24 protein-coding genes are annotated in these 25,524 nt (G+C 53.9%); 19 read left to right on the top strand and 5 right to left on the bottom strand.

Annotated features, from left to right (window positions below):
* Positions 1 to 89 precede the first annotated feature (89 nt).
* From R70723_RS33245 to R70723_RS04275, 6 genes are all read left to right on the top strand, one after another.
* A complete protein-coding gene (locus R70723_RS33245; protein ID WP_156123778.1) occupies positions 90 to 260 on the top strand; it encodes a hypothetical protein in 171 nt (56 codons plus the stop codon).
* Between the two features lie 90 nt (positions 261 to 350).
* Entirely contained in the window at positions 351 to 1,202 is an 852-nt protein-coding gene (locus R70723_RS04255; RefSeq protein ID WP_047171323.1) for a nucleotidyltransferase domain-containing protein, read from the top strand.
* Positions 1,203 to 1,204: 2 nt separating this feature from the next.
* Positions 1,205 to 2,662: a 3' terminal RNA ribose 2'-O-methyltransferase Hen1 gene (locus tag R70723_RS04260; protein ID WP_039870062.1), complete on the top strand. Its 1,458-nt coding sequence runs from the start codon at positions 1,205 to 1,207 to the stop codon at positions 2,660 to 2,662.
* Positions 2,659 to 5,274: a polynucleotide kinase-phosphatase gene (locus R70723_RS04265; protein ID WP_039870064.1), complete on the top strand. Its 2,616-nt coding sequence runs from the start codon at positions 2,659 to 2,661 to the stop codon at positions 5,272 to 5,274. Before R70723_RS04260 ends, R70723_RS04265 begins: the two co-directional genes overlap by 4 nt.
* Positions 5,275 to 5,295: 21 nt before the next feature.
* Complete coding sequence (locus tag R70723_RS04270) at positions 5,296 to 5,859, top strand: RNA 2'-phosphotransferase (RefSeq protein WP_039870066.1); 564 nt, start codon at positions 5,296 to 5,298, stop codon at positions 5,857 to 5,859.
* Positions 5,860 to 6,243: 384 nt separating this feature from the next.
* Positions 6,244 to 6,759 carry a mismatch-specific DNA-glycosylase gene (locus R70723_RS04275; protein ID WP_039870067.1) on the top strand — a complete coding sequence of 172 codons (516 nt, stop codon included), beginning with the start codon at positions 6,244 to 6,246 and terminating at the stop codon, positions 6,757 to 6,759.
* 79 nt (positions 6,760 to 6,838) lie between these two features.
* Here R70723_RS04275 and R70723_RS04280 read toward each other — a convergent pair whose 3' ends face one another.
* Positions 6,839 to 7,807, bottom strand: coding sequence for an MraY family glycosyltransferase (locus R70723_RS04280; RefSeq protein ID WP_063837782.1), 969 nt, complete (start codon positions 7,805 to 7,807; stop codon positions 6,839 to 6,841).
* A 128-nt stretch (positions 7,808 to 7,935) separates the two neighbouring features.
* Between R70723_RS04280 and R70723_RS04285 the strand changes: the two genes are divergently transcribed.
* Positions 7,936 to 8,619 (top strand): YjjG family noncanonical pyrimidine nucleotidase, encoded by a 684-nt coding sequence (locus R70723_RS04285; RefSeq protein WP_039870069.1) that lies wholly within the window; start codon positions 7,936 to 7,938, stop codon positions 8,617 to 8,619.
* A gap of 130 nt (positions 8,620 to 8,749) precedes the next feature.
* On the top strand, positions 8,750 to 9,433 hold the full coding sequence (locus tag R70723_RS31880; RefSeq protein ID WP_052421182.1) for a stalk domain-containing protein: 684 nt from the start codon (positions 8,750 to 8,752) through the stop codon (positions 9,431 to 9,433).
* Positions 9,434 to 9,576: 143 nt separating this feature from the next.
* Here R70723_RS31880 and R70723_RS04295 read toward each other — a convergent pair whose 3' ends face one another.
* Positions 9,577 to 10,563: a ring-cleaving dioxygenase gene (locus R70723_RS04295; RefSeq protein ID WP_039870071.1), complete on the bottom strand. Its 987-nt coding sequence runs from the start codon at positions 10,561 to 10,563 to the stop codon at positions 9,577 to 9,579.
* Positions 10,564 to 10,796: 233 nt separating this feature from the next.
* Here R70723_RS04295 and R70723_RS04300 point away from each other — a divergent pair, with 233 nt between their 5' ends.
* From R70723_RS04300 to R70723_RS04345, 9 genes are all read left to right on the top strand, one after another.
* The gene (locus R70723_RS04300; protein WP_039870073.1) at positions 10,797 to 11,624 is read left to right on the top strand and encodes an AAC(3) family N-acetyltransferase; all 828 of its coding nucleotides are present in this window, start codon (positions 10,797 to 10,799) and stop codon (positions 11,622 to 11,624) included.
* A gap of 810 nt (positions 11,625 to 12,434) precedes the next feature.
* Positions 12,435 to 12,749, top strand: a complete 315-nt coding sequence (locus R70723_RS04305; protein ID WP_039870074.1) for a hypothetical protein — start codon at positions 12,435 to 12,437, stop codon at positions 12,747 to 12,749.
* Positions 12,750 to 12,902: 153 nt separating this feature from the next.
* Positions 12,903 to 14,321, top strand: coding sequence for an RtcB family protein (locus R70723_RS04310; protein ID WP_039870075.1), 1,419 nt, complete (start codon positions 12,903 to 12,905; stop codon positions 14,319 to 14,321).
* A 114-nt stretch (positions 14,322 to 14,435) separates the two neighbouring features.
* Positions 14,436 to 15,368 carry a manganese-dependent inorganic pyrophosphatase gene (locus tag R70723_RS04315; RefSeq protein WP_039870077.1) on the top strand — a complete coding sequence of 311 codons (933 nt, stop codon included), beginning with the start codon at positions 14,436 to 14,438 and terminating at the stop codon, positions 15,366 to 15,368.
* Positions 15,369 to 15,533: 165 nt separating this feature from the next.
* Entirely contained in the window at positions 15,534 to 15,971 is a 438-nt protein-coding gene (locus tag R70723_RS04320; RefSeq protein ID WP_039870079.1) for an RrF2 family transcriptional regulator, read from the top strand.
* 143 nt (positions 15,972 to 16,114) lie between these two features.
* Entirely contained in the window at positions 16,115 to 16,762 is a 648-nt protein-coding gene (locus tag R70723_RS04325) for a nitroreductase family protein (RefSeq protein WP_039870080.1), read from the top strand.
* Positions 16,763 to 17,829: 1,067 nt separating this feature from the next.
* Positions 17,830 to 18,531 carry a pirin family protein gene (locus R70723_RS04335; RefSeq protein ID WP_039870084.1) on the top strand — a complete coding sequence of 234 codons (702 nt, stop codon included), beginning with the start codon at positions 17,830 to 17,832 and terminating at the stop codon, positions 18,529 to 18,531.
* 38 nt (positions 18,532 to 18,569) lie between these two features.
* Positions 18,570 to 18,899, top strand: coding sequence for a hypothetical protein (locus R70723_RS04340; RefSeq protein WP_039870086.1), 330 nt, complete (start codon positions 18,570 to 18,572; stop codon positions 18,897 to 18,899).
* 223 nt (positions 18,900 to 19,122) lie between these two features.
* Positions 19,123 to 20,217, top strand: a complete 1,095-nt coding sequence (locus R70723_RS04345; protein ID WP_039870088.1) for a Leu/Phe/Val dehydrogenase — start codon at positions 19,123 to 19,125, stop codon at positions 20,215 to 20,217.
* A gap of 85 nt (positions 20,218 to 20,302) precedes the next feature.
* Here the strand turns inward: R70723_RS04345 and R70723_RS04350 are convergent, their stop codons facing one another.
* A complete protein-coding gene (locus R70723_RS04350; protein ID WP_047171324.1) occupies positions 20,303 to 20,953 on the bottom strand; it encodes a peptidylprolyl isomerase in 651 nt (216 codons plus the stop codon).
* A 214-nt stretch (positions 20,954 to 21,167) separates the two neighbouring features.
* Here R70723_RS04350 and R70723_RS04355 point away from each other — a divergent pair, with 214 nt between their 5' ends.
* Positions 21,168 to 22,406, top strand: coding sequence for an MFS transporter (locus R70723_RS04355; RefSeq protein ID WP_039878240.1), 1,239 nt, complete (start codon positions 21,168 to 21,170; stop codon positions 22,404 to 22,406).
* Between the two features lie 88 nt (positions 22,407 to 22,494).
* Here R70723_RS04355 and R70723_RS04360 read toward each other — a convergent pair whose 3' ends face one another.
* Together R70723_RS04360 and R70723_RS04365 are read right to left on the bottom strand one after the other, a co-directional pair.
* Positions 22,495 to 23,103: a hypothetical protein gene (locus R70723_RS04360; protein WP_039870091.1), complete on the bottom strand. Its 609-nt coding sequence runs from the start codon at positions 23,101 to 23,103 to the stop codon at positions 22,495 to 22,497.
* Between the two features lie 15 nt (positions 23,104 to 23,118).
* Positions 23,119 to 23,304: a hypothetical protein gene (locus R70723_RS04365; RefSeq protein WP_039870092.1), complete on the bottom strand. Its 186-nt coding sequence runs from the start codon at positions 23,302 to 23,304 to the stop codon at positions 23,119 to 23,121.
* Between the two features lie 246 nt (positions 23,305 to 23,550).
* On the opposite strand from R70723_RS04365, the gene R70723_RS04370 reads away from it, so the two are divergent.
* Complete coding sequence (locus R70723_RS04370; protein ID WP_039870093.1) at positions 23,551 to 25,449, top strand: sensor histidine kinase; 1,899 nt, start codon at positions 23,551 to 23,553, stop codon at positions 25,447 to 25,449.
* The last annotated feature ends 75 nt before the right edge of the window (positions 25,450 to 25,524 follow it).

The raw sequence follows: 25,524 nt of genomic DNA on the forward strand, positions 1-25,524 counted from the left end.
GTTGGAAAATGCTAACATCGGGCAATGCCCATGCTTTTTGAAACGGTTAATCCATTTTTAAACTATACGTTAAAGGAGGTCAGCGGCAGATGAATACTTACAAGAATGCGTTCAGCATCAATAATAGCTTTGAGAATCTTATGCATTCCGAGAATCCTTGCTTGTATTCAGCCTCCCTGTCCTCCCTGGAGCATAATCTGGTTTCAGCAGCAGATTATTTATTGACGGCACCCTTATCTACCCGTAGCCGCAATACGTAACCTGCATTCAGCTGCAAACCGGGTAAGGCCATGGACGATGGAGTCCATGGCCTTTTTATATTTTTTTGAAGAGAAGGGGGCATGAAGCAGATGTCTGAAATCCAATCGGAAATAAGGCGCCAGCTGCGCATGATTGAAGCGGAGGAAGAGGTGCGTATACTCTATGCCTGTGAATCAGGCAGCCGGGCCTGGGGCTTTCCGTCCAAGGACAGTGACTACGATGTGAGGTTTCTGTATATCCGCCGGCCTGAAGCGTATCTTTCGATTTTTGAGCCAAGGGATGTCATTGAACGGCCGGTCAGTAATTTGCTGGACATAAGCGGCTGGGATCTGAAAAAAGCGCTGCTGCTGTTCCGCAAATCGAACCCGCCGCTGCTGGAATGGCTGCAGTCCGGCATCCGGTATGAGGAAAACTACACGGTGGCCGAGAGCATCCGTGCACTTTCTCCGCTAGGCTTTTCACCCAAATCCTGTATTTATCACTATCTGAACATGGCCCGGGGGAACTACCGCAGCTACCTTCAGGGCAGTGAGGTCAAGATCAAGAAATACTTCTATGTGCTCCGGCCGCTGCTCGCCTGTGCCTGGATCGAGAAATATAATGAGGTTCCGCCGCTGGAGTTCTCCGTGCTCGTAGAGACGCTGATTCCCGGGGGAACTCCGCTGCGGCGCGCGGTAGATCAGCTGCTGCTTCGTAAAATGTCCGGCGACGAGCTGAATGTGGAGCCCCGACTTGAGGTTATAAATAACTATCTGGAGCAGTTAATTGCCCATTTTGAAGAGTCAGCATCCCTGTTTGAAGCAGCTGACGGTGTACCGGATGAACAATTGGACGTACTATTTTACAGCGCACTGGCGGAGGTTTGGGGGAATGAAAGCTCCTGGACTGCAGGATTAAAAGGAGTCAGGAGGCCGCCAGGCAACGCTTATGGAGGGAACTAGAGATGCATTTAATCATCAGGGCGACCGGAGCCGGAGCGGGCATGCTGTCCCATCTGCTGGCCAAAAACCCGAACAACCTGTACGACCGGACTGAAAAAGAAGCGAGAGTCCGTATTGCCTTTACCGCCTCCTCTGAGGAAGAGGCGGAGGCGGTCATCTATGTAACGCCGGATCCGGTAGAGCTCGTAAAGGGAGATTCCTCAGCACATAATGACATTACGCAGTATATCAATGACCGTGAATTCGTGACCGGCAGCCTGTTCTGCTCCTATATCCGCGGAGCACTCGGCACGGCGCTGAACGGCAAGCCCAAGGAAGCATACCTGCCCTGGGTCACACAGCCGCTTCAGCTGGAGCTGAGCTTCGGTCCTGTGGCCTCCAATCTGCCTGACCGCACGGTGGAAGAGCTGTTCGGGGCTCTCGGCTATGAGGTTGCCCTGGAGCGCGGCGATGCGGAATATACCTTTGCGTTAAAAGCGCGCAGCTCAGTACGCTATATCCGGCTTAAAGGAAGGCAGACCGTGCAGACTGCATTGCAGCAGCTGTTTGTGCTGATGCCCGCACTGGATGATTACAAGCATTATTACATCAGTGAAGACGAAGTGGATAAGGTGCGGCGTTACGGTGCAGGCTGGCTGGAGCAGCATCCGCAGCGGACACTGATTCTGAAGCGTACGCTGCGTTTTGCCGGAATGATCAGACAGTATGAGGAAACAGCTGCAAAAGAGCTGCAGGCCGCTGCCCCGGACGGCTCCGGGATAGCCGCTGGTCAACTGGCAGCAGCAGAAGCTGCCTCCAGCGCATCTGGCGCCTCCGGTGCTCTGCCCGAAGTACAAGAAGCGCCAAAGGTGCGGCTCAATGAGTTGCGTTACGAGGCCATTGCCCGGACGGTCGGGGAGCTGGATGCCAAAGCAAGCATTGTTGATTTCGGCTCCGGAGAAGGCAAGCTGTCGGCCAGGCTCAGCAGTGTGCCGGGCGTCCGCGAGATCCGGGCGGTTGAGCCTTCAGCCACTGCACAGCTGCGGGCGATGGAGCGCTTTGCCAAGCTTGAGGGCAGGCCGGGAGCGGTTGTTCCCGAGCCTGTTACCGGCTCGCTGTTTTATTTTGATGAGTCTCTGTGCGGCAGAGATGTTATGATTCTTTGTGAGGTTATAGAGCACATTGATGAACACCGGCTGGACCGGGTGATAGATACTATATTTGGCCAATATGCCCCCAAGACCCTGATTGTGACAACGCCGAACAAGGATTACAACACCGTATACGGGCTGGAGCAGGAAGAAATCCGGCATGCTGACCACCGGTTTGAGTGGGGGCGTGAAGCCTTCTCGGCCTGGTGCACCCGCTGGACTGAAGCTTTTCAATATACAGCTGAGATTACAGGAATCGGTGAAGACTCTGCAGAGTATGGATACCCGACGCAGATGGCGGTATTTACGAGAGGAGAACACCTGCAATGACGGAAAAAAATGAAGCACAGCGGACCATTCCGTTTCCGCACGGCGGCATTATCGTGCTGGTCGGGCCGTCAAACAGCGGTAAAACCACTCTGCTCCGCAGACTGGTAGAGGAAGGTGTGCTGCTGGAGACGGAAATGGTATCCTCGGATACCTACCGTACACTGGTTGGAGATGTCGAATACCTGGACTGGAAGGGACGGCCGCGGGAGGAGGCGGATATTCTTTATTCTGAGTATCAGAAGCTCTCCGGGCTGGCCTTCGAGGCAATGAACACGGTAGTGTCCATGCGCAGCAGGCTGGGCAAGCTGACTGTAGTGGACGCTACTCATCTGCAGCCGGAATACCGGCGCAAATATATAGAGATCGCTGCCGGGCATGATCTGCCCTGTGTAGCCTGGGTGCTTGATGTGCCGGAGCAGACGCTGCTTGCGCGGGACCAGACGCGTGAGCAGCCGCGCGGCCGTCAGCGGGTCAAAAGCCAGTACAGCCAGTTCAAGCGCTCGCTGCGCGGGCTGCGCGAGGAGGGCTTTGACTTTACATACATGCTCAAGGAGCCTGAGGCTGTACAGTTTGTGCGGCGGGACAATCCGCTGCTGGCAGAGATTGGCGCCGGCATTGATGTGATCGGCGATATCCACGGCTGCTATGACGAAATGCTGGAGCTGCTCGGAGAACTGGGCTATGCTCCCGACGAGGCGGGGCTGTACAGGCATCCTGCCGGCCGGACGCTAATCTCGGTCGGTGATGTCATGAGCCGCGGGCCGAGATCGCTGGATACGATGATCTTCTGGCAGCGGCACTGCGGCGCCGGGATTGCCCGGATGACTGACAGCAACCACGGTTGGAAAATCGCCCGCTACCTCAGCGGACGCAATGTCACCCTGAGCCACGGCGACGAAAGGATTGCCGCCGAGCTCGGATTATTGGCAGAGGAAGCCGGTATGGAAGCGGCGGCAGCCTTAAAAGAAGAGCTGAAGCAGTTTCTGTTATCGGCCCCCAGTCATCTGGTCATGTGCCGGGACGGGGTGCGGAGGCTTGTTATCACTCATGCCGGCATCCGTGACGAGTATATCGGCAGGCAGTCCCGGCGGGTTCAGGATTTCTGCCGCTACGGCGACACTGACGGGATGGACGCTGCGGGAGCACCAGTGCGCAAAGAGTGGTATACCGGCCATGAATCAGGCGAGCTGATTGTCTGGGGACACGATCCGCGGCCTTATCCTGCGGTGGTCAAGAACACGATTAACATCGACCAGGGAGTGGTGTTCGGCGGCTCCCTTACAGCTTACCGCTACCCTGAGCAGGCATTTGTCAGCGTTAAGGCGTACCGTGATTATGCGGAAGACCCGGACAGCCCGCTGGTCCGCTGGGAGCGGGGGAGGTTTGCTCCGCCTAACCTCAGCAGGCTGGTGAACGGCTATTCTGTCCTTACAGACGCGTACGGCGAGCTCTCCGTGCGAGGCGAATATGTGAAGGCGGCAGTAGACAGCGTCTCCCACTATACCGTTCCGCTGGAGGAGTTGGTATACATTCCGCCGACGATGAGCCCGACTCCGTCCGTATCCGCTGATGAGTCTTACCTGGAGCATCCACAGGAGGCCTTTGACTACTTCCGTTCGCAGGGAGTTACCACGATGGTCGCTGAGAAAAAGCATATGGGCAGCCGTGCCGTGCTGCTTCTCTTCCGTGACGAGCAGGCGGCTGTGTCCTATATCGGGCGGCCGGCGCTGGGCACCATCTATAGCCGTACAGGCCGGCCTTTCTTCGACCGGGAGACGGAAGCGCAGGTGCTGGCCCGGCTGAATGCCGATCTGGTGCAGGCGGGTTATTTTACAAAGCACAATACGGAAATGCTGCTGCTGGATGCTGAGATTATTCCCTGGAACCTCAAAGCGCGTGAGCTGATTGCCACCCAATACGCCCATGTCGCCGAAGCAGCGGAAATGGACCGTGAGCAGCTGCTCGTCAAGCTGCGGCAGGCAGAAGCGGCGGGCCGTGATGTCTCCGGCTGGGTGCAGGAGATGGAAGCGAAACTGCATAATGTCCAGGTCTTCCGCAAGGCCTTCCAGCAATACTGCTGGGATGTAAGCGGGCTTGAGGGAATCCGGATTGCCCCGTTTCATACGCTGGCCCACAGCGGGCAGAGCTTTTTTGACCACAGCCATATCTGGCATATGGAGCAGGCCCGGCTGCTGGCCGGAATTTCACCGTTGTTCATGGAGACGGAATACCGGGTCATCCGCAGCGGGGCTGATGAAGCGGAGGTTATCGGGTGGTGGCAGGACATGACGGAGGACGGCCATGAAGGGATCGTCATCAAGCCGGAAATCTTCATAACCAGAAACGGCAGACAGATGATCCAGCCGGCCATCAAGGTGCGGGGCCGGAAATACCTGCACATTATTTACGGTATCGACTACCTGCAGCCGGATAACCTGAAACGGCTCAAGCAGCGCAGAACCTCCAAGAAAGAGCGCCACGCCCTGATGGAATGCGCGCTCAGCGTGGAATCCGTGAACCGGTTCATCCGCAAGGAGCCGCTGGAGCGCGTGCATGAATGTGTACTGGCTGCGCTTGCACTGGAGTCTGACCCGGTTGATCCCCGGCTGTAGCGGGAGAAGGAGTTATTCAGGATGTTAGATGCTAAAGCTGAGGTTTCCCTCAGCAAATTTATGACCAGGATACTGCGGCACACGCCGGAGCAGTATGGATTAATCCTTGATCCGGAGGACGGCTCCTGCCTGCTGGAAGAGCTGCTTGATGTAATCACAGCAGCTCCCAAGTGGTCAGGGATCACCGGGGCTGACATCCGGCAGACGGTAGCGAACAGTGAGAAGCAGCGCTTCGCCATAGAGGGGGAACGGATCCGTGCACGGTACGGTCACAGCCATACCAGGGTGGAATATCCGCCGGGAGAGCCTGCGGCTGTGCTCTATCATGGAACACACAAGAGTGCGCTATCCGTCATCCTGAAGGAAGGCTTGAAGCCCATGGGCCGGCAGTATGTTCATCTGTCGGAGGGGCTTCATTTTGCATCTCTGGCCGGCCGCCGCCGGGGGAAGCTTGTGCTTCTTGCCATAGATACGGTTAAGGCAGCGGATTCCGGCGTAACCTTCTATTATGCAGGCAATGAGGTGTGGCTTGCAGGAGCGGTTCCTGCAGACTGCATAGCTGAGCTGGAGAATGCGGAGAAATAACTATACGTCATTAAGAGCCTAACAAAACGAATCCTGTTCCCGCCTTAGGTAAAGCGGCGGGCAGCGGATTGCTCTCCCTCCTAAAGCGCTGACCTCAGTTAGTCGGTTCAAAGTCAAATCAGTTTTAAGTGTACTTTGTACAATTAAAACAGAGGAAATGAATCATTATTAGAAAATAAATGTATTTTGTACATTTATTTTCCTCGGGAAAGCCGGTTTCGGGCGTTTTCAGCAAATATAAGTGTACAGAGTGCAGTTAAAACCTGCAGCGGAGCTAATTAGCCAAGTTTAGTTGCAGAAAATACAGTTATTTCAGCCCTCCGAGGAGACAGCGGGTATAGTTCAAGAAATAGTTAAATCTATATAGTGAGAGGAGGGATGTTCATGGAAGAAGTGGCGGATCACCTGGAGAACGGCTTGCAGATTGTATTTATCGGCTTTAACCCGAGCATCCGCTCCGGGGAGCTGGGACATCATTATGCGAATCCGCGCAACAACTTCTGGCGGATTCTTCAGCAGTCCGGCCTGACTCCGCGCCTGTATGAGGCTGCAGAGGACGGCGAGCTGCTGAAGCTTGGTTACGGCTTTACGAACATTGTAGCCCGGCCTACGGTAGGCGCGGAGGATATCACCCGTGAGGAATATAATGCCGGGCGGGAGCTGCTGCGCGGGAAGCTGGAGCAATACCGGCCGCAGATTGCCTGCTTTGTGGGCAAAGGTGTCTACACGGAGTTCAGCCGCAGGTCCAAGGCGGAATGGGGCTTCCAGACAGCGGAGCCGGTTGTCGACGGGGTGCGTGAATTCGTCGCCCCCTCCTCCAGCGGTCTGGTCCGGATGCCGATGACGGAGATTGTAGGCATCTACCGGCAGCTGTATGACTTCATTCAGGAGAACGGCTGAATACAAAAAAGCACCTCCCTCACATAAGCGAGGGGGGTGCTGCTGTTTTAGACAGCAAGCCAAGCTGCTGCACAATCCGTTACGTTTCAATCAGCAGCAAAATAATGGAGGACAGCGACAGGCAGACGCTGACCAGATAAAGCACGGCAACAACCTGCTTCTGGTTTAGGCCTGCCTTGAGCAGCCGGTAGTGGACCTGGCTGGCATCGGCCTGATAAATCGCTTTACCCTGGAGGAACCGCTTGATTACGACAAACAGATTGTCGAAGATCGGCACGCCGAGCGCCAGAATCGGGATGAACAGGGACAGCATTGTAGCCTGCTTGAACGCCCCGTCCAGTGCGATAACTGCCAGAATGAAGCCCATGAAGGTAGCTCCGGCATCGCCCATGAAGATTTTGGCGGGTGCTTTGTTGAAGCGTAAATAAGCCAGTGTGACACCCACAAGGGAAATCGCCATGATCGCGGAAGCGGATTGGCCCTTCGTAACGGCAACGATGAACAAGGTAACAGCTGAGATCGCTGTAAGCCCGCCGGCCAGCCCGTCCATGCCGTCAGAGAAGTTAATTACTGTAGTAACACCGAAGATCCAGACGATCGTCAGAATGAACTGCAGGATAAACGGCAGGGAGACATAATCTCCCGAGAACGGGTTGATAAAGCCTGTAAAGGCATTGCCGGACAGAAATACAAGAACAGCCGCTGCAATCTGTACAATGAACTTGGGCAGGGCCGGAAAATCCTTGCCTTTGGTTTTGTACCAGTCATCAATAGTACCTATAGTGAGCAGGAGTACCCCGCCGATAAAGAGAGCGAGCGTCTCCAGCGAGAAATCACGGGCAAACAGCAGGTATGTAATGAAAAAGCCGATAAATATCGCATAGCTGGCTGTCAGGGGAATAGGCTCCCTGTGAATTTTGCGCTCAACATCCTCCCGGGGCCTGTCCACAAAATCAAGCCGGAACGCAAGCCTGCCAAGCGGAGGAATAAGCAGATAAACGATGCAAAACGATACCAGAAATGCCAAAACGTAAAAAATGACAATCACCACCGTTGATTTTTTTAGAAGATAAGCTTAAGATGTTCCACGATAAATTGTCTTATGTGCAGGGCTGTCTCGATTATATCGCAGAGGGCGTTACCTTGTCGATTATACATAAAATTTGGAGGCTGATGATGAAATACGATGTAATTCTGTTTGATGCGGACGATACGCTGTTTGACTATGGAATGGCCGAGGGCCAGGCGTTTCTGAATGTGTTCACCCATTTCGGGCTGCCGGCCGGAGCACAGGAATATGCTGACAGCTACCAGGAGATTAACCGTGCACTGTGGGCTGATCTGGAGGCGGGGCAGATTACCCCTGCTGCACTGCGGGTGGAGCGCTTTAACCGGCTGTTTATGCAGCATAATCTGCAGTATAATCCGGAGGAATTCAGTGAGGCGTATCTGCGCTTTCTGGGCGAAGGCACGTTTCTGATCCAGGGGGCGGTTGAGCTGTGCGGTGCGCTTGAAGGCTGCAGACTGGCGATTATTACGAACGGGTTCAAGGATGTGCAGCTGTCCCGGATTCAAGGCTCGCCGCTGGCGGAGACCTTTGAGCAGATCATTATTTCGGAGGAAGCAGGCTATCAGAAGCCGGCTGCGGGGATCTTTGATTATGCCTTTGACAAGCTTGGCCTGTCTGATAAAAGCAGGGTGCTGATTGTCGGCGACTCCCTGACCTCTGACATCCGGGGCGGGATGAACTATGGTATTGATACCTGCTGGTTTAATCCTTTGGCTAAAACGAACAGCGCCGGTGTTAAGCCGACCTATGAAATCCGCGACCTGGCAGAGCTGCTCGATATTGTGCGCTGAGTCATCAGCCTGACGGTGTCTGCGGGTATTTTACCGCTTTGTAAAAGGTTGGAGCGCTTCTTCCGGTGGTAAATAGATTAGGACGCAGTATTTCTTGCTCTATCATCCTAATATACGGGAGAGGATTATCGTGAAAATGAACAAAAAATGGCTGATCGCCGCTGTTGCCTCAGGCATGGCGCTGAGCGGTTCAGCCGGTGTATTCGCCGGAGCCAAGCTTCAGGAGATAAAAGCCTATCTGAACAACAGTATCGGTGTTGTCGTGGACGGCACGCCATACTGGCTCAGAGACGGCAACGGCAAAACCTTAAGACCGATTACCTACGAGGGGCTTACGTATTTACCGGTCCGCTCGGTTGCTGAGGCGCTGGATGTGCCGATTACGTATGATGCCGTGAATTACAAAGTCCGGATCGGCAGCGGTGCGGAGGCGGGAGCGTCCACAGGCTCCGGCTCTGGTTCAGGTTCGGGAGCTGCTGCGCCTGTAGAGAGCACGATACGGCCGGTGAACCTGCCGCAGGATTTTCCGATACCTGGTGACGCAATCATCGCTACAACACTGGATACGGATGCTGACGGCGTGAAGAAGGCGGCCTTTAGCTACTCCACGCAGGAAACGCTGGAGACAATGGGCTTTGTATACAATGAATATGTCAAAATCAAACGGCTGGACAATGCCTCGCAGACAGTCTCGGCAACCACGGTGAAGATTACCGGACGGCTGGGCGGCACAAGTCCGGTGTCCATTACAGGCAAGCCTTCTACGGCACGTCCGGGCTTTAATATCTTTACAATTACCTGGTCAGAGAGCTAAACGCTTTACGGGCCAGCCTTTGATATTAAGGCGTTACTACGCTCTGTAAGGGATAAAATACAAACAGCTGCGTTCCATATGGAACGCAGCTGTTTGAGCTGGTGCTTTGGGACGATTGGGCCGGTGTCTCATAGACGCCCTTATCAGGACTGCTGCCGGGTATCCAGCGGTTTGAGATAAGCCTCGATCTGTTCCCGTTTTGCTTCCAGGAACGGGGGCAGGGCAAGGGATTCGCCGAGGTGCTCCAGCGGCTCATCGGTCGCAAAGCCCGGCCCATCCGTAGCCAGCTCGAATAGGATGCCGTTCGGCTCGCGGAAGTACAGGGAACGGAAATAGAAGCGGTCCACAAAGCCGGAGTTGGGCAGCTGGACGGTACGTATCCGCTCAATCCATTGCTTCAGCTCCGTGTCGTTGTCTACCCGGAAGGCAACGTGGTGCACGCCGCCGCGGCCCAGCCGCTCCTGCGGCAGATCACTGCGCTCCTCCAGATGCACTTCAGCGCCGGAGCCGCCTTCGCCGGTCTCGAATACTACGATGTCCGGCTGTCCGGCCACCGGTGAAGGATAGCTTCCTTTGCGGCGGAAGCCCATCAGATCCTGCAGGACGAGCGTTGTAGGCTCGGCGTCCCCGACGGTCAGATGGGCAGGGCCGAGGCCGGTGATGCCGAACTGCGCCGGTACAGGGCTGGCCGGCCACGGTGTGCCGCCGGCAACCCCCTGGTTGTTCTGGTCAGAGACCAGCAGGAACCGCTGGCCTTCATGATCGCGGAAGCCAAGCGTAAGACGGCCGCCGCGGTCAGCGGTCTCGGCGTCATGGTCCACGTTGAAGGCTGTGAGCCGTTCCTTCCAGTAATCCAGTGCTTTGTCATCCGGTACGCGCAGCGACAGGGCGGAGATGCTGTTGTTGCCGTCCCGGTTGCGTCCGGCGTTCGGGAGCTCAAAGAAGGTCAGCTCTGTGCCCGGATTGCCGGCTTCATCGCCGTAGAACAGGTGATAGACGGAGATATCATCCTGGTTGACTGTTTTTTTAATCAGCCGTAGTCCCAGAACTTCGGTGTAGAATTTGTAGTTTTCCGGCGCTTTGGCTGTAATGGCGGATACATGGTGCAGGCCTTTTAGTGTTAAACTCATGGTAGGTCCTCCTTGGATTTATGTGATAGACGGGAATGGTGTGAACGTATTTATGGAATGTTGTGAGTGAAGATGACAACTGAAAAGGTAAAGCTCACGGATGCTGTTTCATTATTTGCTAAAGCTTCTAGAGTTAATTGGTGAATTTATTTAAGTTACTATAATTTTAATAGTAAGTTGGCTGAATTGCAAGTAGAAACTGCATATCGGCCGCAAAAAAGGAGATTATTACAATGCATACGAAAGCCAGTCTGCTCAAACAGCTGAAGGAGCTTAATATTAATCCTCAAGGAACCCTGCTGGTCCATTCCTCGTTAAAAAGTATCGGACCCGTGGAAGGTGGCGCTGATACCGTACTGGATGTATTGTCCGAATATATGAAGGACGGGCTGCTTGTCCTGCCGACGCATACCTGGTCGTATATTGATGCGGCAAATCCGCGCTTTTCTGTGCAGGATTCACCGTCCTGTATCGGGATCCTGCCGGAGCTGTTCCGGAGGCGTCCGGGCGTTATCCGTTCCTGGCATCCCACCCACTCGGTAGCTGCCCTTGGGCAGGATGCCGAAGCTTTTACCGCCGGGGATCACCGCTGGGATACCCCCTGTGCACGCGGATCGGTCTACGGCAAGCTGCTGGACCGGGGAGCGGAAATCATGCTGCTTGGCGTGGATCTGCGGCGCAACACGTTTATTCACGGCATAGAGGAGTGGGTGGATATTCCCGGCCGGATGACCGATGAGCCGGAGCAGCTGTACACGGTTACGCCGGACGGAACGGAGATCCCTGTACCGTCGCGCAGGCACTGCGGACTGTCGTGGTCGCAGCATTTCTGGAAGGTGGAGCATGTGCTGGAGGACGGCGGAGCACTGCGCAAAGGGCAGTTTGGCGATGCTCCTGTCATGATCTGCGGGGCAGTGGAGACTACCGGCATCCTAAGCGGCATGCTTGCTGTGGATCCGGATCTGTTCGGAGATAACGAGCCGCTGGACAGCAGCGCTGTGCCTGATCCGCTGCCCGCAACGCTGCGCGGATTGGCGCAGTTTGGTACCGGTCCGAGTTAGTTGACGGGACGTATGCGTACACAGCAGAGTTAGGTGATGGACGTATACGTACATAGCCGTTTATTTTTCCACGCTGTTGTAGACTATATTAGCTGTCTTTGAGTTTAGTATTAGCTATGGTGCTCAAGGCTAGCGTGTACTTATTGACCGGTGAGCTGCAGGAGGTAAGTGGTTGACAGTGTCTGGGAATACATGGTAAGCTGGCTACAAATTTACGCCGCAGAGGCTTAGGGAGGAGCAGGAACAATGCAGACATTGAACAGGGATGAACACGTTAGCCAGCTATTTGACCGGGAGCTAACGATACCTTTCGACCGTCCGGCATATTCCTATCCAGAGGAAACTCAGGTTTCACGCAGCACTCCCTTGCCTTGGGTCAGGCAGATCTGATTCTGCACCCTTATCTATGGCAATACCGGGATCTCTGGCTGCGTGCACCGCAGCCTTTTTCTTTGACCTTGTAGAGAGGCGGAGAAAAGGGCGGCGTGACGCAGCCTTTTTGTTGTTATTAGACAGAGTGCAGGCAAGGTTAGAGGAGAGAGTCCCGCTAATGTTACTGAATCCCGGGCCCTGACACCTGAATAAAGGGAAAAATCCCTTTGATCGGGACGCTAGCGGGCCAAAAGTTGAAATGAAAGGGAAAAATCCCTTTGACCGAGATGCTAGCGGGCCAAAAGTTGAAATGAAAGGGAAAAATCCCCTTGACCGGGATGCTAGCGGGCCAAAATGTTGAAATGAAAGGAAAAAATCCCTTTGACCGAGGCGCCAGCGGCGTCTTAACCCCCATATTCCCTGAAAGGAGAGAGACTAATGAACACAGTATTGAGATGGTATGAGCAGCACATAGAGCTGGCAGCGGCGCTAGGCATAGAGCTTGGCACAGGTTTTGATCTGGAGCAAGCTCCGGCTACGCAAACAGCTACGGCTTCAGCTACAGCCCTAAGCCCGGCAAAAGATCCCGAGACAAGCCTGTCCCCGCAGAACCTTCGTCCCGCCGAATCCAGACGGCGCAGCGAAAAGCGCAGGCTTTATCTATTCGGCAGCTATTTATCCGGCAGCAATCTTTCTCATCCCGCCACCTCTCCTTCTCACAAGGGGCAGAGGCACAGGTCTGGTCTACATTAGCCGCGACACGGCATAGCCGTGCTGCGGCAATAGACGATGGATGAGAGTCGCTGGATTGTGCGAGTTTTGCTGCACCTGTATACAGGTAGAAGCAGAGACGCGCGCAGACCGGCGGCTTCTTTTATATAAATTAACATCACAGGAGGAGAAGCAATGACCAGAAACATCAAATCGCACGGTAACAACCACTATCAGCTGGAGCTCCCGCACGGGTCGCTGCATGTGTTCGCCAATCAGGAAATTTTCGGGTCTTTCGAAGACAAGGTGTTTGAGATGGCTGACAACAATCTGCGGATTCCGCGCAATAAATATATGGCTTATACACCGGATGCGCATGTCGGCGTGGGTACCTGTATCGGCACAACGGCGGTGTGGAATATGAAGGACGGGATGGTCTCGCCTTCGATTGTCGGTGTGGATATCGGCTGCGGGATGCGTGTGCACACGACGCCGCTGCATAAGCGGGATCTGCAGGATAAGGAGGTCCGCCGCAAGCTGATCGAAGCGATTGAAAAATATGTCCCGACCAATGAACGCGTCAACAGCAACTATGCCGATATCGATATTATGGAGGTTGTGCGGAATGGCCTGAACGGTCTGCCGGAAAAATATATCCCGTCCCCGCAATGGATCACCCATGTGGAGGAAAGCAACTTCCGCTATGACCATACTGCACTGGAGCAGCTGCCGCCCAAAATCCGCAAAAATGCCCACGGCCAGCTCGGGACTTTGGGAAGCGGGAATCATTTTTGCGAGATTCAGTACCTTGAGATTGCAGAGGAGCATAAGGAGCTGGCGGCGCAATGGGGGCTTTTTGACGGCGGTGTAGTAGTAATGATTCATTCCGGCTCACGTGCCTGGGGAGCGATGGTCGGCCGGGAGCATACGAAGACTATTAAGGAAGCTATGCATCTCTGGGGTGTAACGAACCCCGATCCGAACCTGAATTATGCGCCAGTCACTAGCCGTGAGGGCCAGACCTATCTGAATCTGATGTACTCCGCGCTGAACTTTGCCGTAACGAACCGTCATATGATTGCTTTTGGGGTGCAGGAGGCCTTCCGGGAGCTGTTCGGACCACAGTTTGAAATGCCGGTGCTGTATGATTTGATGCATAACTATGCGTTAAAAGAGTTCCACCGCGGGCAGCCGATGCTGGTGCACCGTAAAGGGGCGACACGGGCGCTGCCGCCGGGGCATTTTTTGAATACGCCGGTATATAAAGCAACAGGGCATCCGGCGCTCATCCCCGGCTCCATGGGCACCTCTTCTTACATTATGCTTGGCCGCGAGGAGGGCCTGAAAAACTTCTACTCCATCTGCCATGGTGCCGGCCGGGTGCGGTCCAGAAGAGCAACCCGTCTGGCGGTGACGGTGAATGAGTTCAGCCAGTCGCTGCAGGTCGGCACGGATGAGGAAATTATCGTTAACCACCGTTCTCTGGAGACGATCCTCGATGAATGCCCGCAAGCCTATAAGGATGTGGACCAGATCATCGACAGCATCACTGGAGCCGGGCTGGCCGAAGTTGTAGCGAAGTGCAAACCGATGGCGGTGATCAAAGGCATCTAGCTGTGCACAATTCAGTGACTGCGAAGGCTGCGAAGACTTCTATTCCTTTTCTGGCTTGTCCCTATCAATGTATGGTATATTATTCTCACAAAAAACAAAGTAAGGAGATTGGAAATGGAAAAAACACTCGTCTTTGGACACAAAAATCCGGATACGGATACAATCTGTTCAGCTATTGCTTATGCAGCACTAAAGAAAGAACTGGGCTGGGATGCTGAAGCGGTACGCCTGGGAGAAGTAAGCGGCGAAACCCAGTTTGCGCTTGACCAATTCGGCGTGGCTGCACCCCGTCTTGTAGGAAGTGTTGCCGGAGAAGCCGCACAGGTGATTCTGGTTGACCATAACGAACGCCAGCAGAGTGCAGACGGAATTGATCAGGTCCGTGTAGTTGAGGTAATCGACCACCACCGGATCGCCAACTTCGAAACCGCGCACCCGCTTTATTACCGTGCCGAGCCTGTAGGCTGCACAGCGACTATCCTGAACAAGCTGTACAAAGAAAACGGTGTAGCGATTCCCCGGGAAATCGCCGGTCTGATGCTGTCCGCAATCATTTCCGATTCTTTGCTGTTCAAATCACCGACCTGCACCGAGCAGGACGTAGCTGCTGCGCGTGAGCTGGCTGAAATCGCCGGTGTCAATGCTGAAGAATACGGTCTGGCTATGCTCAAAGCCGGTGCTGACCTCAGTGACAAGAGCATTGCCCAGCTGATCTCCCTGGATGCCAAGGAATTCAAAATGGGTGACCACAAGGTTGAAATCGCCCAGGTCAACGCAGTTGACGTTAACGATGTGCTTTCCAAGCAGGCAGAGCTGGAAGCAGCCCTTACTGCCATTATTGCTGAAAAAGAACTGGATCTCTTCCTGTTCGTAGTAACCGACATTCTGAACAACGACTCTGTAGGTCTGGCGCTCGGCCGTCTCGCTGGTGCAGTAGAGCAGGCTTACAATGTGAAGCTGGATGACAACAAAGCGCTGCTCAGAGGTGTAGTATCCCGTAAATCCCAGATCGTACCGGTTCTGACTGAAACGATCGCTAAGCTGTAACCGATTTTAAAGGGCGGGTAGGCCTGCCGGCTGACATCTCGTGTATATATAAGCAGTAAGCCTCTGTCTGGACCCGTGGTCTGTAAGGCAGGGGCTTTCTTTTGCCAAAAAAGGTCCGGCGTTCTATACTTAACATACATCAATGAGTCAGAAAGGGGCTCCAATATGACAAAAACACGCAGCGGTAGTGCTTCCCAATATAAAACCTTCGGCCTGGTGCTGCAGGCGCTTGTGGTGCTGGCGCGTAAAGGGGATACCTGTTCAAGCTGTGAAATGGCTGAGCTGCTCTCCTCGGAGGCGACTTTGCTGAGAAAGACAATGGCCAAGCTGACGCGTGCGCAGATCCTGGTGACCAAAGAAGGCCGGGATGGCGGATACGCGCTTAACTGTGACCCTGACAAGCTGACCCTTGCCGACGTTTATCAGGCACTTGAGGCAGACGAAGCGTGCAGTAAAGCGGTGAATGAGACGATGTGCGGAAATGCGCTGGGGGAGCAGATGATGGACGCCTGCAGCGATATTTTTAATGAAATGGACCGCAGTATGATGACTGTGCTGGAAAAATATACGCTTGCTGAAATGGTGCGGAGGTCTGGTTGTTGACAGGACGCTTTTTTGTGAATTATACTGTGCATAATAAATTACAGTTAAAGGCTTAACGGCACATAGGAACAGTGAATTTTTTTTGAGGTTAACTGTGCATTTTTAATCACAGAATTGGGATCAGGAAGAGGAGGAGTTAGACAATGACAACAGAATTGAAAGCAGAAGTAGCGTTTAGTAAGGTGATCCGGGATCGGCATTCGGTGCGTAAATATGACCCGTCCTGGAAAATCTCCAATGAGGAGATCAAAGAGATTTTGAATGATGCCATTCTGGCCCCGTCCTCATCCAATCTGCAGCCATGGCGCTTCATTGTGATCACGGATCAGGAGCTGAAGCAGCAGCTGCTGCCCATCGCGTACAACCAGCAGCAGGTTGTTGATGCTTCTGCTACAATTGCTGTTCTTGGGGATATCGAAGCTTACCGCAATGCGGAGAAAATATATGAGTACGCCGAGGCAGCCGGATATATCACTGCAGAAATAGGTGCAGCGATGGCTAAACGCAGCAGAGACAGCTATTCGGCCATGCCGGCCGGGAAGCTGAAGGAAATCGCCCTGATCGATGGCGGACTGATCTCCATGCAGCTGATGCTGGCAGCCAAAGCAAGGGGATACGATACCGTACCTATGGGCGGCTTTATTCCCGAAAAATTACGCGAGCTGTTCAGCATTCCAGAGCGTTATGAGCCGGTGATGCTGATCTCCCTCGGCAAAGCGGCGGCAGAAGGACGCTCCACAGCCAGATTGCCGCTGGAGGAAGTAACGCAATGGAATGGCTTTGAAGGGTAAGCATACACAGGAGCAGGGGGAATGGCGGTACCTGTAAGGTGTGGCAGATAACCTCTGGTAAAATATTACCTGTGTGGATTATGGAAGGGGCAGCCGGCGTAAGCTGGCTGCTTCTTTTTTATGGGGCTGTTGGAGGCCCGCATTTTCGGAGCTTACTGCTGGAAGGAGGCTGAAGGTGAGCGAATAAAGGGAAAAATGCCTTTAAATAGGCTGTTGGAGGGCCGAAGGTGAGTAAATAAAGGGAAAAATCCCTTTAAATAGGCTGGTGAGGGGCCGAAGGTGAGTAAATAAAGGGAAAAATCCCTTTAAATAGGCTGGTGGGGGGCCGAAGGTGAGCAAGTAAAGGGAAAAATCCCTTTAAATAGGCTGGTGAGAGGCTGATGGTGAGTGAATGAGCAGGTTGGTAGTGGGGCGCAGGTGCTCGCTTGAATGTTACTGTAGTCTATGTCTAAAAATGCGTATCACCAAGTTGCCACGCCAGACCCGTACGACTTGCCCGCCCCCGACTTGCCCGCTCCCGACTTGCCCGCCCCCGACCTGCCCGCCCCCGACTTGCCCGCCCCCGACTTGCCCTCCCTCCGACCTGCTCGCCCCCGACTTGTCCGCCTCCGACTTGCTCGCCCCCCAAAACCTGCCCCCCAGACCCGCCCGCAAACGCTCCGGCGGCCGCAATTTTCGGTTTCCCGCAGTTTCTGCTATATTATTGTTAGTGCCTGCAGCAAAGGCAGGCTTTGTACATTAGAAAGTTATATTCAGCGGAGAATATGCAGTATGACTTGTGCTTACGGCTATTGAATCAAGGTTTGTTTGCCCGCAATTGATGGGAGTTTTGTTTGCCGCTATTTAAAAAGTTTGTTTTACAGCCATTAAAGCAAAGTTTGTGTTACCGCCCTTAAAGCGAGTTTGCTTTACATCTCTTGAAGCGAAGTTTGCCTTACTATTGAAGCTATATTTGTATGCACAGTCACCGGAGTATTTACATTTACAGCAATCGCAGCAGAACTAGAACGTGCAACATTCACCAAATCACTAACTGGAATTCATCAGACAATCAGGAGGAGATCCTTATGATCAAGGTTTATTCCGCCGCATCCGCGCACCGGTTCGATCACGGCTGGCTGAAGGGCAGCCACAGCTTCTCGTTCGGGGAATTCTACGATCCGGACAATACGGCCTTCGGCCCGATGCGGGTCTGTAATGATGACACCATTGCGCCGGGCAGAGGCTTCGGGGCCCATCCGCACAGCGACATGGAGATCGTCTCCATTGTGCTGTCCGGCAGGCTGCGCCATGAGGACAACTTGGGCAATGTGGCAGAGACGGAGTTTGGCGGCGTTCAGCGGATGTCGGCCGGAACAGGAGCAATCCATACCGAGCATAATCCGTCGGACACGGAGCCGGTGCGGCTGCTGCAGCTGTGGTTCATGCCGCGTACCCGCGGCACGGCACCATCGTATACCACCGGGCGGTTTGATCCCGCCAGGCTGGAGGGCAGGCTGCTGCCGGTGGTAGCGCCTGAGCGCGGGCCGGAGATCGTGGACATCGCCCAGGACATGACCATTTTCCTGGGCCGGGCTGTGACAGGCCGGGAGCTGGCATTTGAGCAGGAAGAGGGACGGCGGATTTTTATTTACTTAATAGAAGGACAGGTTAAGCTTCCGGATAATCAGGTGCTGCTGCCGGGAGATTCAGCACGAGTCGAAGGCGTGAGCAGACTTGCGCTTGCCGCTGAAGCGGATACGCTGGTCATGGTTATCGATCTGCCTTAACTGTCTGCGACAATCTAACGCCGAAGGAGGAACCGGAAATGCAGCAGCAGGAAAGGGTACTAGTGAAGCACTCGGTAACAGGGCGAATGCTTGTCAGCAGCACTGACGGGCTGACTTATTCTTTTGATCCGGAGGGAGAGCTTACGCTGATTAAGATTTACGGTGTATCACCTGCCCAGGGAACGGCCGTAGTGGAGCTGAATTCCGAGCTTAACGTATTCCGCTTTGAGGAGCCGGCGGAGGGTCCGGTTATCAAGCACTGGTATTATGTCGGGGATAATCCAGTCCGGTATGATGCAGATACAGAATGTCTGAGCATCACTGTGCAATCGGAGATTGAATACCGTCCTGATGAATATTGGGAGTAGGGGCCTCTGCCCCTCTTTTTTGTATACAGGATTCCCGGTTCGTTATCCTTGCCGTTCTTCTGCCCGGGATTACACATTACGTTAGTTTGATGTCTGTTATTGGGTTTATTTCGCGGATTCTCCTAAGAAAAGGACAAATGAACTTGACAATAAAAGTCGGGTGTACTAGCTTTGTTATGAAACGTAACACGCATAATGCGATAAGACAGGAGAAATGGACATAATGGAATTGTTTGCAGCAATGGAGCGGGACGATTACGAGGAGCTTTTATTTTGCCAGGACAAGGCATCAGGCTTAAAGGCAATCATTGCGATTCATGACACAACACTGGGGCCGGCGCTGGGCGGGACAAGAATGTGGACGTATGCGACTGAAGAAGCAGCAGTGGTCGATGCGCTCCGGCTTGCCAAAGGAATGACCTACAAGAATGCGGTTGCCGGGCTGAACCTCGGCGGCGGTAAAACCGTCATCCTGGGTGACCCGAAAAAGGACAAGAACGAGGCGATGTTCCGCGCCTTCGGACGATACATACAAGGTCTTAACGGCCGTTATATCACAGCTGAGGATGTCGGGACGACAGAGGCGGATATGGATATTATCCATCAGGAGACCGATTATGTAACCGGGATTTCAGCCAGCTACGGCTCTTCCGGCAATCCGTCACCGGCAACGGCCTTCGGGGTATATCAGGGAATGAAGGCGGCGGCCAAGGCGGCCTTCGGCAGTGATTCGCTGGCCGGCCGGAAGATTGCGGTACAAGGTGTGGGTAATGTCTCGTTTACGCTGTGTAAATATCTGCATGAGGAAGGCGCTGAGCTGATTGTAACAGACATCAGCAAGGATGCAGTGGCCCGTGCCGTGGAGGCCTACGGTGCCAAAACCGTTGATCCGGCAGATATTATCAGCGTGGACTGCGATATTTATGCGCCATGTGCGCTTGGAGCAACCATCAATGATGAATCGCTGCCGCTGCTTAAGGCGAAGGTTGTCGCCGGTGCAGCCAATAACCAGCTGAAGGAGCCCCGCCACGGGGATACCCTGCATCAGATGGGGATAGTCTATGCACCGGATTATGTCATTAATGCCGGCGGCGTAATCAACATCGCCGATGAGCTGAACGGCTATAATAAGGAGCGCGCCTACAAGCAGATAGGCAAAATCTATGACAGCATCACCCGTGTGCTGGAAATTTCCCGCACAAACGGTATTCCGGCTTACGTGGCGGCAGACCGCCTGGCAGAAGAACGGATTGAATTGCTGCGCAGAAGCCGCAGCACCTTCCTGCGTAACCCGCATCATGCCATCAGCAGAAGATAGCTGCAATATGAAGAAGCCCGTCCCCGGAACATTCCGGAGAGGGGCTTCTATGCTGTGCAAGTAAGTTGTACCTTACTAAGAAAGGTTATTCCGCCTTGTCCGGCTCCGGGTAATCAACACCCAGTGTATCTACTGTAACCTTAGTCATTACCGGCGGCGTATCCGGCCGGTCAGAGCTGTTACGCGGCAGGCTGACGATAGCCTGGACGACATCCATGCCTTCGGTTACCTTGCCGAAGGCGGCATAGCTGCCATCAAGGCTCGGGTAATCGGCAGCCATTATGAAGAACTGCGAGCCGCCGGAGTTCATATCCTCGGCTCTGGCCATGGAGAGCACGCCTTCGGTGTGCTGCAGGTTATTGGTGAAGCCGTTCGCCAGGAATTCGCCGGCAATGCTGTAATCCGGGCCGCCCATTCCGGTGCCGTCCGGATCACCGCCCTGAATCATAAAGCCGGGAATAACGCGGTGGAAGATCGTTCCGTCGTAGAAGCCCTTTTGAATCAGCGAGATAAAGTTGTTAACGGTATTCGGGGCAACCTCCGGATACAGCTCGGCCTTGATGATACCGTCGTTATCCATTTCAATGGTAACAACAGGATGGCTGGCTGTGTCCAAAGGAACACCTTCGGTTGGAGCCTGCGTAGCAGGGCTGGCCTGATTGCCGCCGGCATTTCCTGCAGTATTGTTCTTTGCGTTGCCGCAGCCTGCTGCAATGACCATCAGCAGGGTCATCATCAGCAGCAGGATAACGGGTGCTTTTCTTGTGCGCTTCACGTTGTAAATCTCTCCTTTTTCTTATGGGTATTCTGGTGCACTCAAGCTTCATCATACATGGTTTGTCCCGGCTGATGCAAAGACTGGAGGCATATAGCGTTTGGCAGGGCGGAAAAATAGGTTTAATATGGTAGTTACTTTACTTCAGGGAGTAACAGAAGGGACGGTGGTTGTTTTGGCATTTTCATGGAAGCGGAATCTGATTGTACTCTGGATCGGGGTGTTCTTTTGCAGCACCGCCTACTCGATCTCGATTCCGTTCCTTTCGATTTTTCTTAGTGACCAGCTCGGTGTAACCAGCCATCTGGAAATCTGGTCCGGTGTAAGCTTTGGGATTACCTTTCTGGCCAGTGCGCTGATCTCGCCTTACTGGGGATCTCTGGCTGACAAATACGGGCGCAAGCCGATGCTGATCCGCTCGGGCTTCAGTCTGGCCGCACTTTATCTGATTAATTACTTTGTGCATGACCCTTATGTATTTCTCGTTGTGCGTGTGCTGCAGGGCTTGCTGGCCGGATTCGTTCCGGCGGCGATTGCGATGGTGGCGACCAATACACCAGAGGAAAAGACCGGCTATGCGCTCAGCGTGATGTCTACAGCGGGAGCGACCGGCAGCATCATCGGCCCGCTGATCGGCGGGGTGGTCAGCTTTTATTCGAGCAACCGCAGCGCGTTTCTGTTCTCGGCGGCGATTGTGCTTGTCTCTGCGCTGATTGCCACCTTTTTCGCTAAGGAAGAGAATTTTAACCGTTCTGCACCCAGGTCGCGCGTCAGTGATGACATCCGTGAGGCGGTGAAGAATAAAGCCTTTATTACACTGCTTTCTTTAGCCGGCATCAGCACGTTCTCCGTAATGATCCTGGAGCCGCTGCTGCCAATCTACCTTCTTGATATGGGGATCTCGAGGAACACGGCGTCCCTTAGTTCGGGTATTGTTTTCTCCGCTGTCGGCATAGCGACGGTGATCATGGCTCCGCAGTGGGGGAGGATCGGCAGCCGCAAGGGCTTCGGATTTATTCTGTTCATCGGTCTGATCGGCGGAGGGATCGGCAACATCCTGCAGTATTTCGTCTCCGGCTATGTAGAGTTTGCTATCCTGCGGTTTGTCTACGGCCTGTTCTACGCCGGGGTGCTGCCGTCAGTCAATGCCATGATTGTCCAGACCATTGAGCCGGGCTTCCGCGGACGGGCCTTTGGCCTGAATCAGGCGGCCTCGCAGCTGGCGACCATGGCCGGTCCGATTATAGGCGGCCTGCTGGGCGCCTTTATTCCGATCCGCTGGGTGTTCGTCGTCAACGGCATGATACTGCTTGTAGCTGCAGTGCTCGTTAAGGTCCGCAACCTGGAAGCCAAGGTCGGGCAGGCGCGTGCCCGCGGAGAGCAGGGAGATACAGAGGCAGCCGGTAATATATGATATCTACCCTCAATACTCTATAACTAAAAAAAGGCCAAAAGCACCGGAAAACGGTTTCCGGAAATGCTTTTGGCCTTTTGAACATTCCTTAATCCTCTTCACCGGTAGAGCCGTTGAGCACATCTGTACCTGGCATCGCATCGACGGGCGGGGCAGCCGGATCGACTGCTGTACCGGGCTGCAGCTCGTCTGCATCCGGAATATCCTCCAGCGGCTGCTCTTCATCTTCCGCGTAGACTTCCTCGTCGTCTGCATAATCAATTACACTGCCGGTTAATCCGGCTGCTCCGGCAGCAAATACCGCATCGGATTCCAGCAGCTCATCCCGCTGCGGGGCAGGGGAGGCTGTGACACCGCTGCTGCGGTCGGCCCTGCGGCCAAGCGCCGGCTCCGGCTCATTGGCGCCGATGTCGGCGGCCAGAATGGAGTCTCCCTCAAGCGCCGGATCGGAGCCATCGTCTGCGATACCGTCCACGAAGTCAACGGGACGCTCATGAGCAGGCTCATGGCTGGCCAGCGCGGACTCCAGCGGCTGCCGCTCCACATCCAGTGTAACTCCGCTCACGCCCTGTTCAGTGATAGTCCCGAGCGGACGCAAATCATCCAGCGGGATATCCTCCTCGGGAGTGATACCGCCCATTTTCTGATAACGCTCATATGCAAAATCGGCTTCAGTTTTATTGAACTCATTACCCATAGCCGTTCAGCTCCTTTAAGCTTTAGTCTGCTCCTCATCGGGAACAGCGTGATTAATGGCTGCCTCCTGGTCCTCCTCCGGCAGTGCTCCGGGATAAGACCCCTCCTGGAACAGGCCGAAGTCCTCGTCGATGTCCCGCTCGGTCACAAGATTATCCTCAGCCGGTTCTTTCCCGGCGTCAAGCTTCTTCTGCTCAGTCATTGCCGGACCTCCTTACCCTGTTCTATAGTATTTCTATACCCGATTAAGCGGCTGCGAATCTGCGCCTTAATGCTTGTATACGGCATTCTTAATATATTCATTCGTCTGCGGTATTAAACGCCGGGAGAATAAAAACAGGGTTTTCGCGGAATTTTGCCGATATAGGCAGGGAAAGTGCGAAGGTTGTCGAAACTAAGAATCATACGAACTAATAAAATCCAACCAATGATTTATTGAGGAGTCAACATGAAGCTGGTATCACTAAAAAGAGTGGCCGTCCTTTGCATGCTTCTCCTCTTGACCGTTCTTGTGATTGCAGGATTAACTGTAGGACGGAACGGCGGGCAGGATATCGTCCTGCTGGACTGGGAGCAGAAATGGGCATATACGGGAGAGGAAACAGTTGCCGCTGCGGCCGCTGCCCCGGAAGAGGAATGGTCAAAGTTGTCAGCGGATTCAGGCAGGCCGGTAACGCCAGCGGATGCCGACGCAGCCTGGCTGCGTTTTGAAATACCGGTTAATGAGAACCATACAGCGCTGCTTATTGATAAAGTATATGGAACAACGCTTAAAGCCTACCGTAATAACGAGCTTATCTATGATTCCAGACAGACGGTTAATTTTAACGGAACCAAGGTACTGATTCCTTTGTCAGACCGTCAGGGTGACGGGCCGCTGTATCTGTGGAGCACCGGCGGTGACAGAGGGTTCGGGGTAGGCGGACAGATCCGGGCAGGTAACTACGACGGACTGATGACTTTATATGTCAAGCAGGATATGGTAGACGTAATTCTCGGCACCTCGCTGATGTTTATGGCGGCTGTCCTGCTGCTCTGTTTATATTTTGTGAAGGTAAGAATGTTCTCCGGCGGGTATTGGCTGGTGATTGTAATCTTTACATTCGGCGTTCTGTTTATTACCTATTCTCCATTTCTTGCGCTTATTCTGGGCAGCAGGGAGCGTCTGACCGAGGCTGTCTTTGATATGGCTTTATTTATGCTGCTGCCTGCCTTCACGCTGTATTTTGAACAGATTTTCGGACCGGGAAGAGGCCGGCATCTGGTCCTTTTCCGTAATATTCAGCTGGGGTATTCGCTCTTCTGCCTCATGCTGCTCCTGCTGAACACCCTGCTGTCGTATCAGCTGGACGAGCTGTATATAATGATGACCGTTAATGTTACCGGGGTAATGATGATCATACAGCTGATTTATCTGCTCGGGCTGGCCATTCTTTATGCCTACAGGGGCAATAAGGATGCGGCGATTTTTGCTTCCGGCTTCGCCCTTTTTGCGGTCATTTCGCTCAGTGAGCTGGTACTGTATTTCTCATCCAGCAGCCCGTTCCATCTCTACTGGTGGAAGTGGGGCGTAGTTGCATTCATCCTTTCGCTGATCGTCATTCTCGGCCGCGGCTTTGCCAGAAACTACGAGCAGGCGCTTAACTATTCCAGGGAGCTGGAGCAGTTCAATAATGCCGCGCAGCGCTCCGAGAAAATGGAGATTATCAGTGAGCTCGCTGCTTCCGTAGCCCATGAGGTGCGCAATCCGCTGCAGGTGACGCGCGGGTTCCTGCAGATTCTGGGGGAGCGCTCCGGGCGTAAGGAGAAGGAATATCTGAATATGGCGATGCAGGAGCTGGACCGGGCCTCCGTGATCATTACTGATTTTCTTACCTTTGCCAAGCCGGGGATGGAAGAGATCGACGTATTTGAGGTGTCTGGGGAGCTGAAGCATGTGGCCGGTATTCTGGGGCCGCTGGCTAATCTGCAGGGCGGAACCATTGAGACGCATCTGCAGGAGGAGCTGTTTGTGCTGGGCAGTCCCGCCAAGTTCAAGCAGGCTTTTATTAATCTGATTAAGAACAGTGTGGAGGCGCTGAAGGAGGATGGCCTGATCAAGGTGTCAGCGCGGAAATCGGGCCAGCATATTCTCATCAGTGTGGTGGATAACGGGGAAGGCATGAAGCTGAGCGAGCTGGCCCGGCTGGGCGAGCCCTTTTATTCGAACAAGACCAAGGGGACCGGCCTGGGCCTGATGGTCACCTTCCGGATCGTCGAGGCGATGAACGGGACCATTCATTTTTACAGCAAAAAGGGACAGGGAACCGAGGTAGTGGTAAAATTACCAGCTGATCACAATAAATAGAAATGAAATCCGTTTTTTTAAAGGGATAAGGGCAATGCTGGGCGAAATACTAGCTGTGAATCCTGCAATACTACT

The organism is Paenibacillus sp. FSL R7-0273, assembly GCF_000758625.1.
Taxonomy (GTDB): Bacteria; Bacillota; Bacilli; order Paenibacillales; family Paenibacillaceae; genus Paenibacillus_AQ.

Excerpts from the sequence above, each read along its gene's own strand:
- R70723_RS33245 (WP_156123778.1), top strand. The coding sequence starts at position 90 with ATGAATACTTACAAGAATGCGTTCAGCATCAATAATAGCTTTGAGAAT.
- R70723_RS04255 (WP_047171323.1), top strand. The coding sequence starts at position 351 with ATGTCTGAAATCCAATCGGAAATAAGGCGCCAGCTGCGCATGATTGAA.
- R70723_RS04260 (WP_039870062.1), top strand. The coding sequence starts at position 1,205 with ATGCATTTAATCATCAGGGCGACCGGAGCCGGAGCGGGCATGCTGTCC.
- R70723_RS04265 (WP_039870064.1), top strand. The coding sequence starts at position 2,659 with ATGACGGAAAAAAATGAAGCACAGCGGACCATTCCGTTTCCGCACGGC.
- R70723_RS04270 (WP_039870066.1), top strand. The coding sequence starts at position 5,296 with ATGTTAGATGCTAAAGCTGAGGTTTCCCTCAGCAAATTTATGACCAGG.
- R70723_RS04275 (WP_039870067.1), top strand. The coding sequence starts at position 6,244 with ATGGAAGAAGTGGCGGATCACCTGGAGAACGGCTTGCAGATTGTATTT.
- R70723_RS04285 (WP_039870069.1), top strand. The coding sequence starts at position 7,936 with ATGAAATACGATGTAATTCTGTTTGATGCGGACGATACGCTGTTTGAC.
- R70723_RS04295 (WP_039870071.1), bottom strand. The coding sequence starts at position 10,563 with ATGAGTTTAACACTAAAAGGCCTGCACCATGTATCCGCCATTACAGCC.
- R70723_RS04300 (WP_039870073.1), top strand. The coding sequence starts at position 10,797 with ATGCATACGAAAGCCAGTCTGCTCAAACAGCTGAAGGAGCTTAATATT.
- R70723_RS04305 (WP_039870074.1), top strand. The coding sequence starts at position 12,435 with ATGAACACAGTATTGAGATGGTATGAGCAGCACATAGAGCTGGCAGCG.
- R70723_RS04310 (WP_039870075.1), top strand. The coding sequence starts at position 12,903 with ATGACCAGAAACATCAAATCGCACGGTAACAACCACTATCAGCTGGAG.
- R70723_RS04315 (WP_039870077.1), top strand. The coding sequence starts at position 14,436 with ATGGAAAAAACACTCGTCTTTGGACACAAAAATCCGGATACGGATACA.
- R70723_RS04320 (WP_039870079.1), top strand. The coding sequence starts at position 15,534 with ATGACAAAAACACGCAGCGGTAGTGCTTCCCAATATAAAACCTTCGGC.
- R70723_RS04325 (WP_039870080.1), top strand. The coding sequence starts at position 16,115 with ATGACAACAGAATTGAAAGCAGAAGTAGCGTTTAGTAAGGTGATCCGG.
- R70723_RS04335 (WP_039870084.1), top strand. The coding sequence starts at position 17,830 with ATGATCAAGGTTTATTCCGCCGCATCCGCGCACCGGTTCGATCACGGC.
- R70723_RS04340 (WP_039870086.1), top strand. The coding sequence starts at position 18,570 with ATGCAGCAGCAGGAAAGGGTACTAGTGAAGCACTCGGTAACAGGGCGA.
- R70723_RS04345 (WP_039870088.1), top strand. The coding sequence starts at position 19,123 with ATGGAATTGTTTGCAGCAATGGAGCGGGACGATTACGAGGAGCTTTTA.
- R70723_RS04350 (WP_047171324.1), bottom strand. The coding sequence starts at position 20,953 with ATGATGACCCTGCTGATGGTCATTGCAGCAGGCTGCGGCAACGCAAAG.
- R70723_RS04360 (WP_039870091.1), bottom strand. The coding sequence starts at position 23,103 with ATGGGTAATGAGTTCAATAAAACTGAAGCCGATTTTGCATATGAGCGT.
- R70723_RS04365 (WP_039870092.1), bottom strand. The coding sequence starts at position 23,304 with ATGACTGAGCAGAAGAAGCTTGACGCCGGGAAAGAACCGGCTGAGGAT.
- R70723_RS04370 (WP_039870093.1), top strand. The coding sequence starts at position 23,551 with ATGAAGCTGGTATCACTAAAAAGAGTGGCCGTCCTTTGCATGCTTCTC.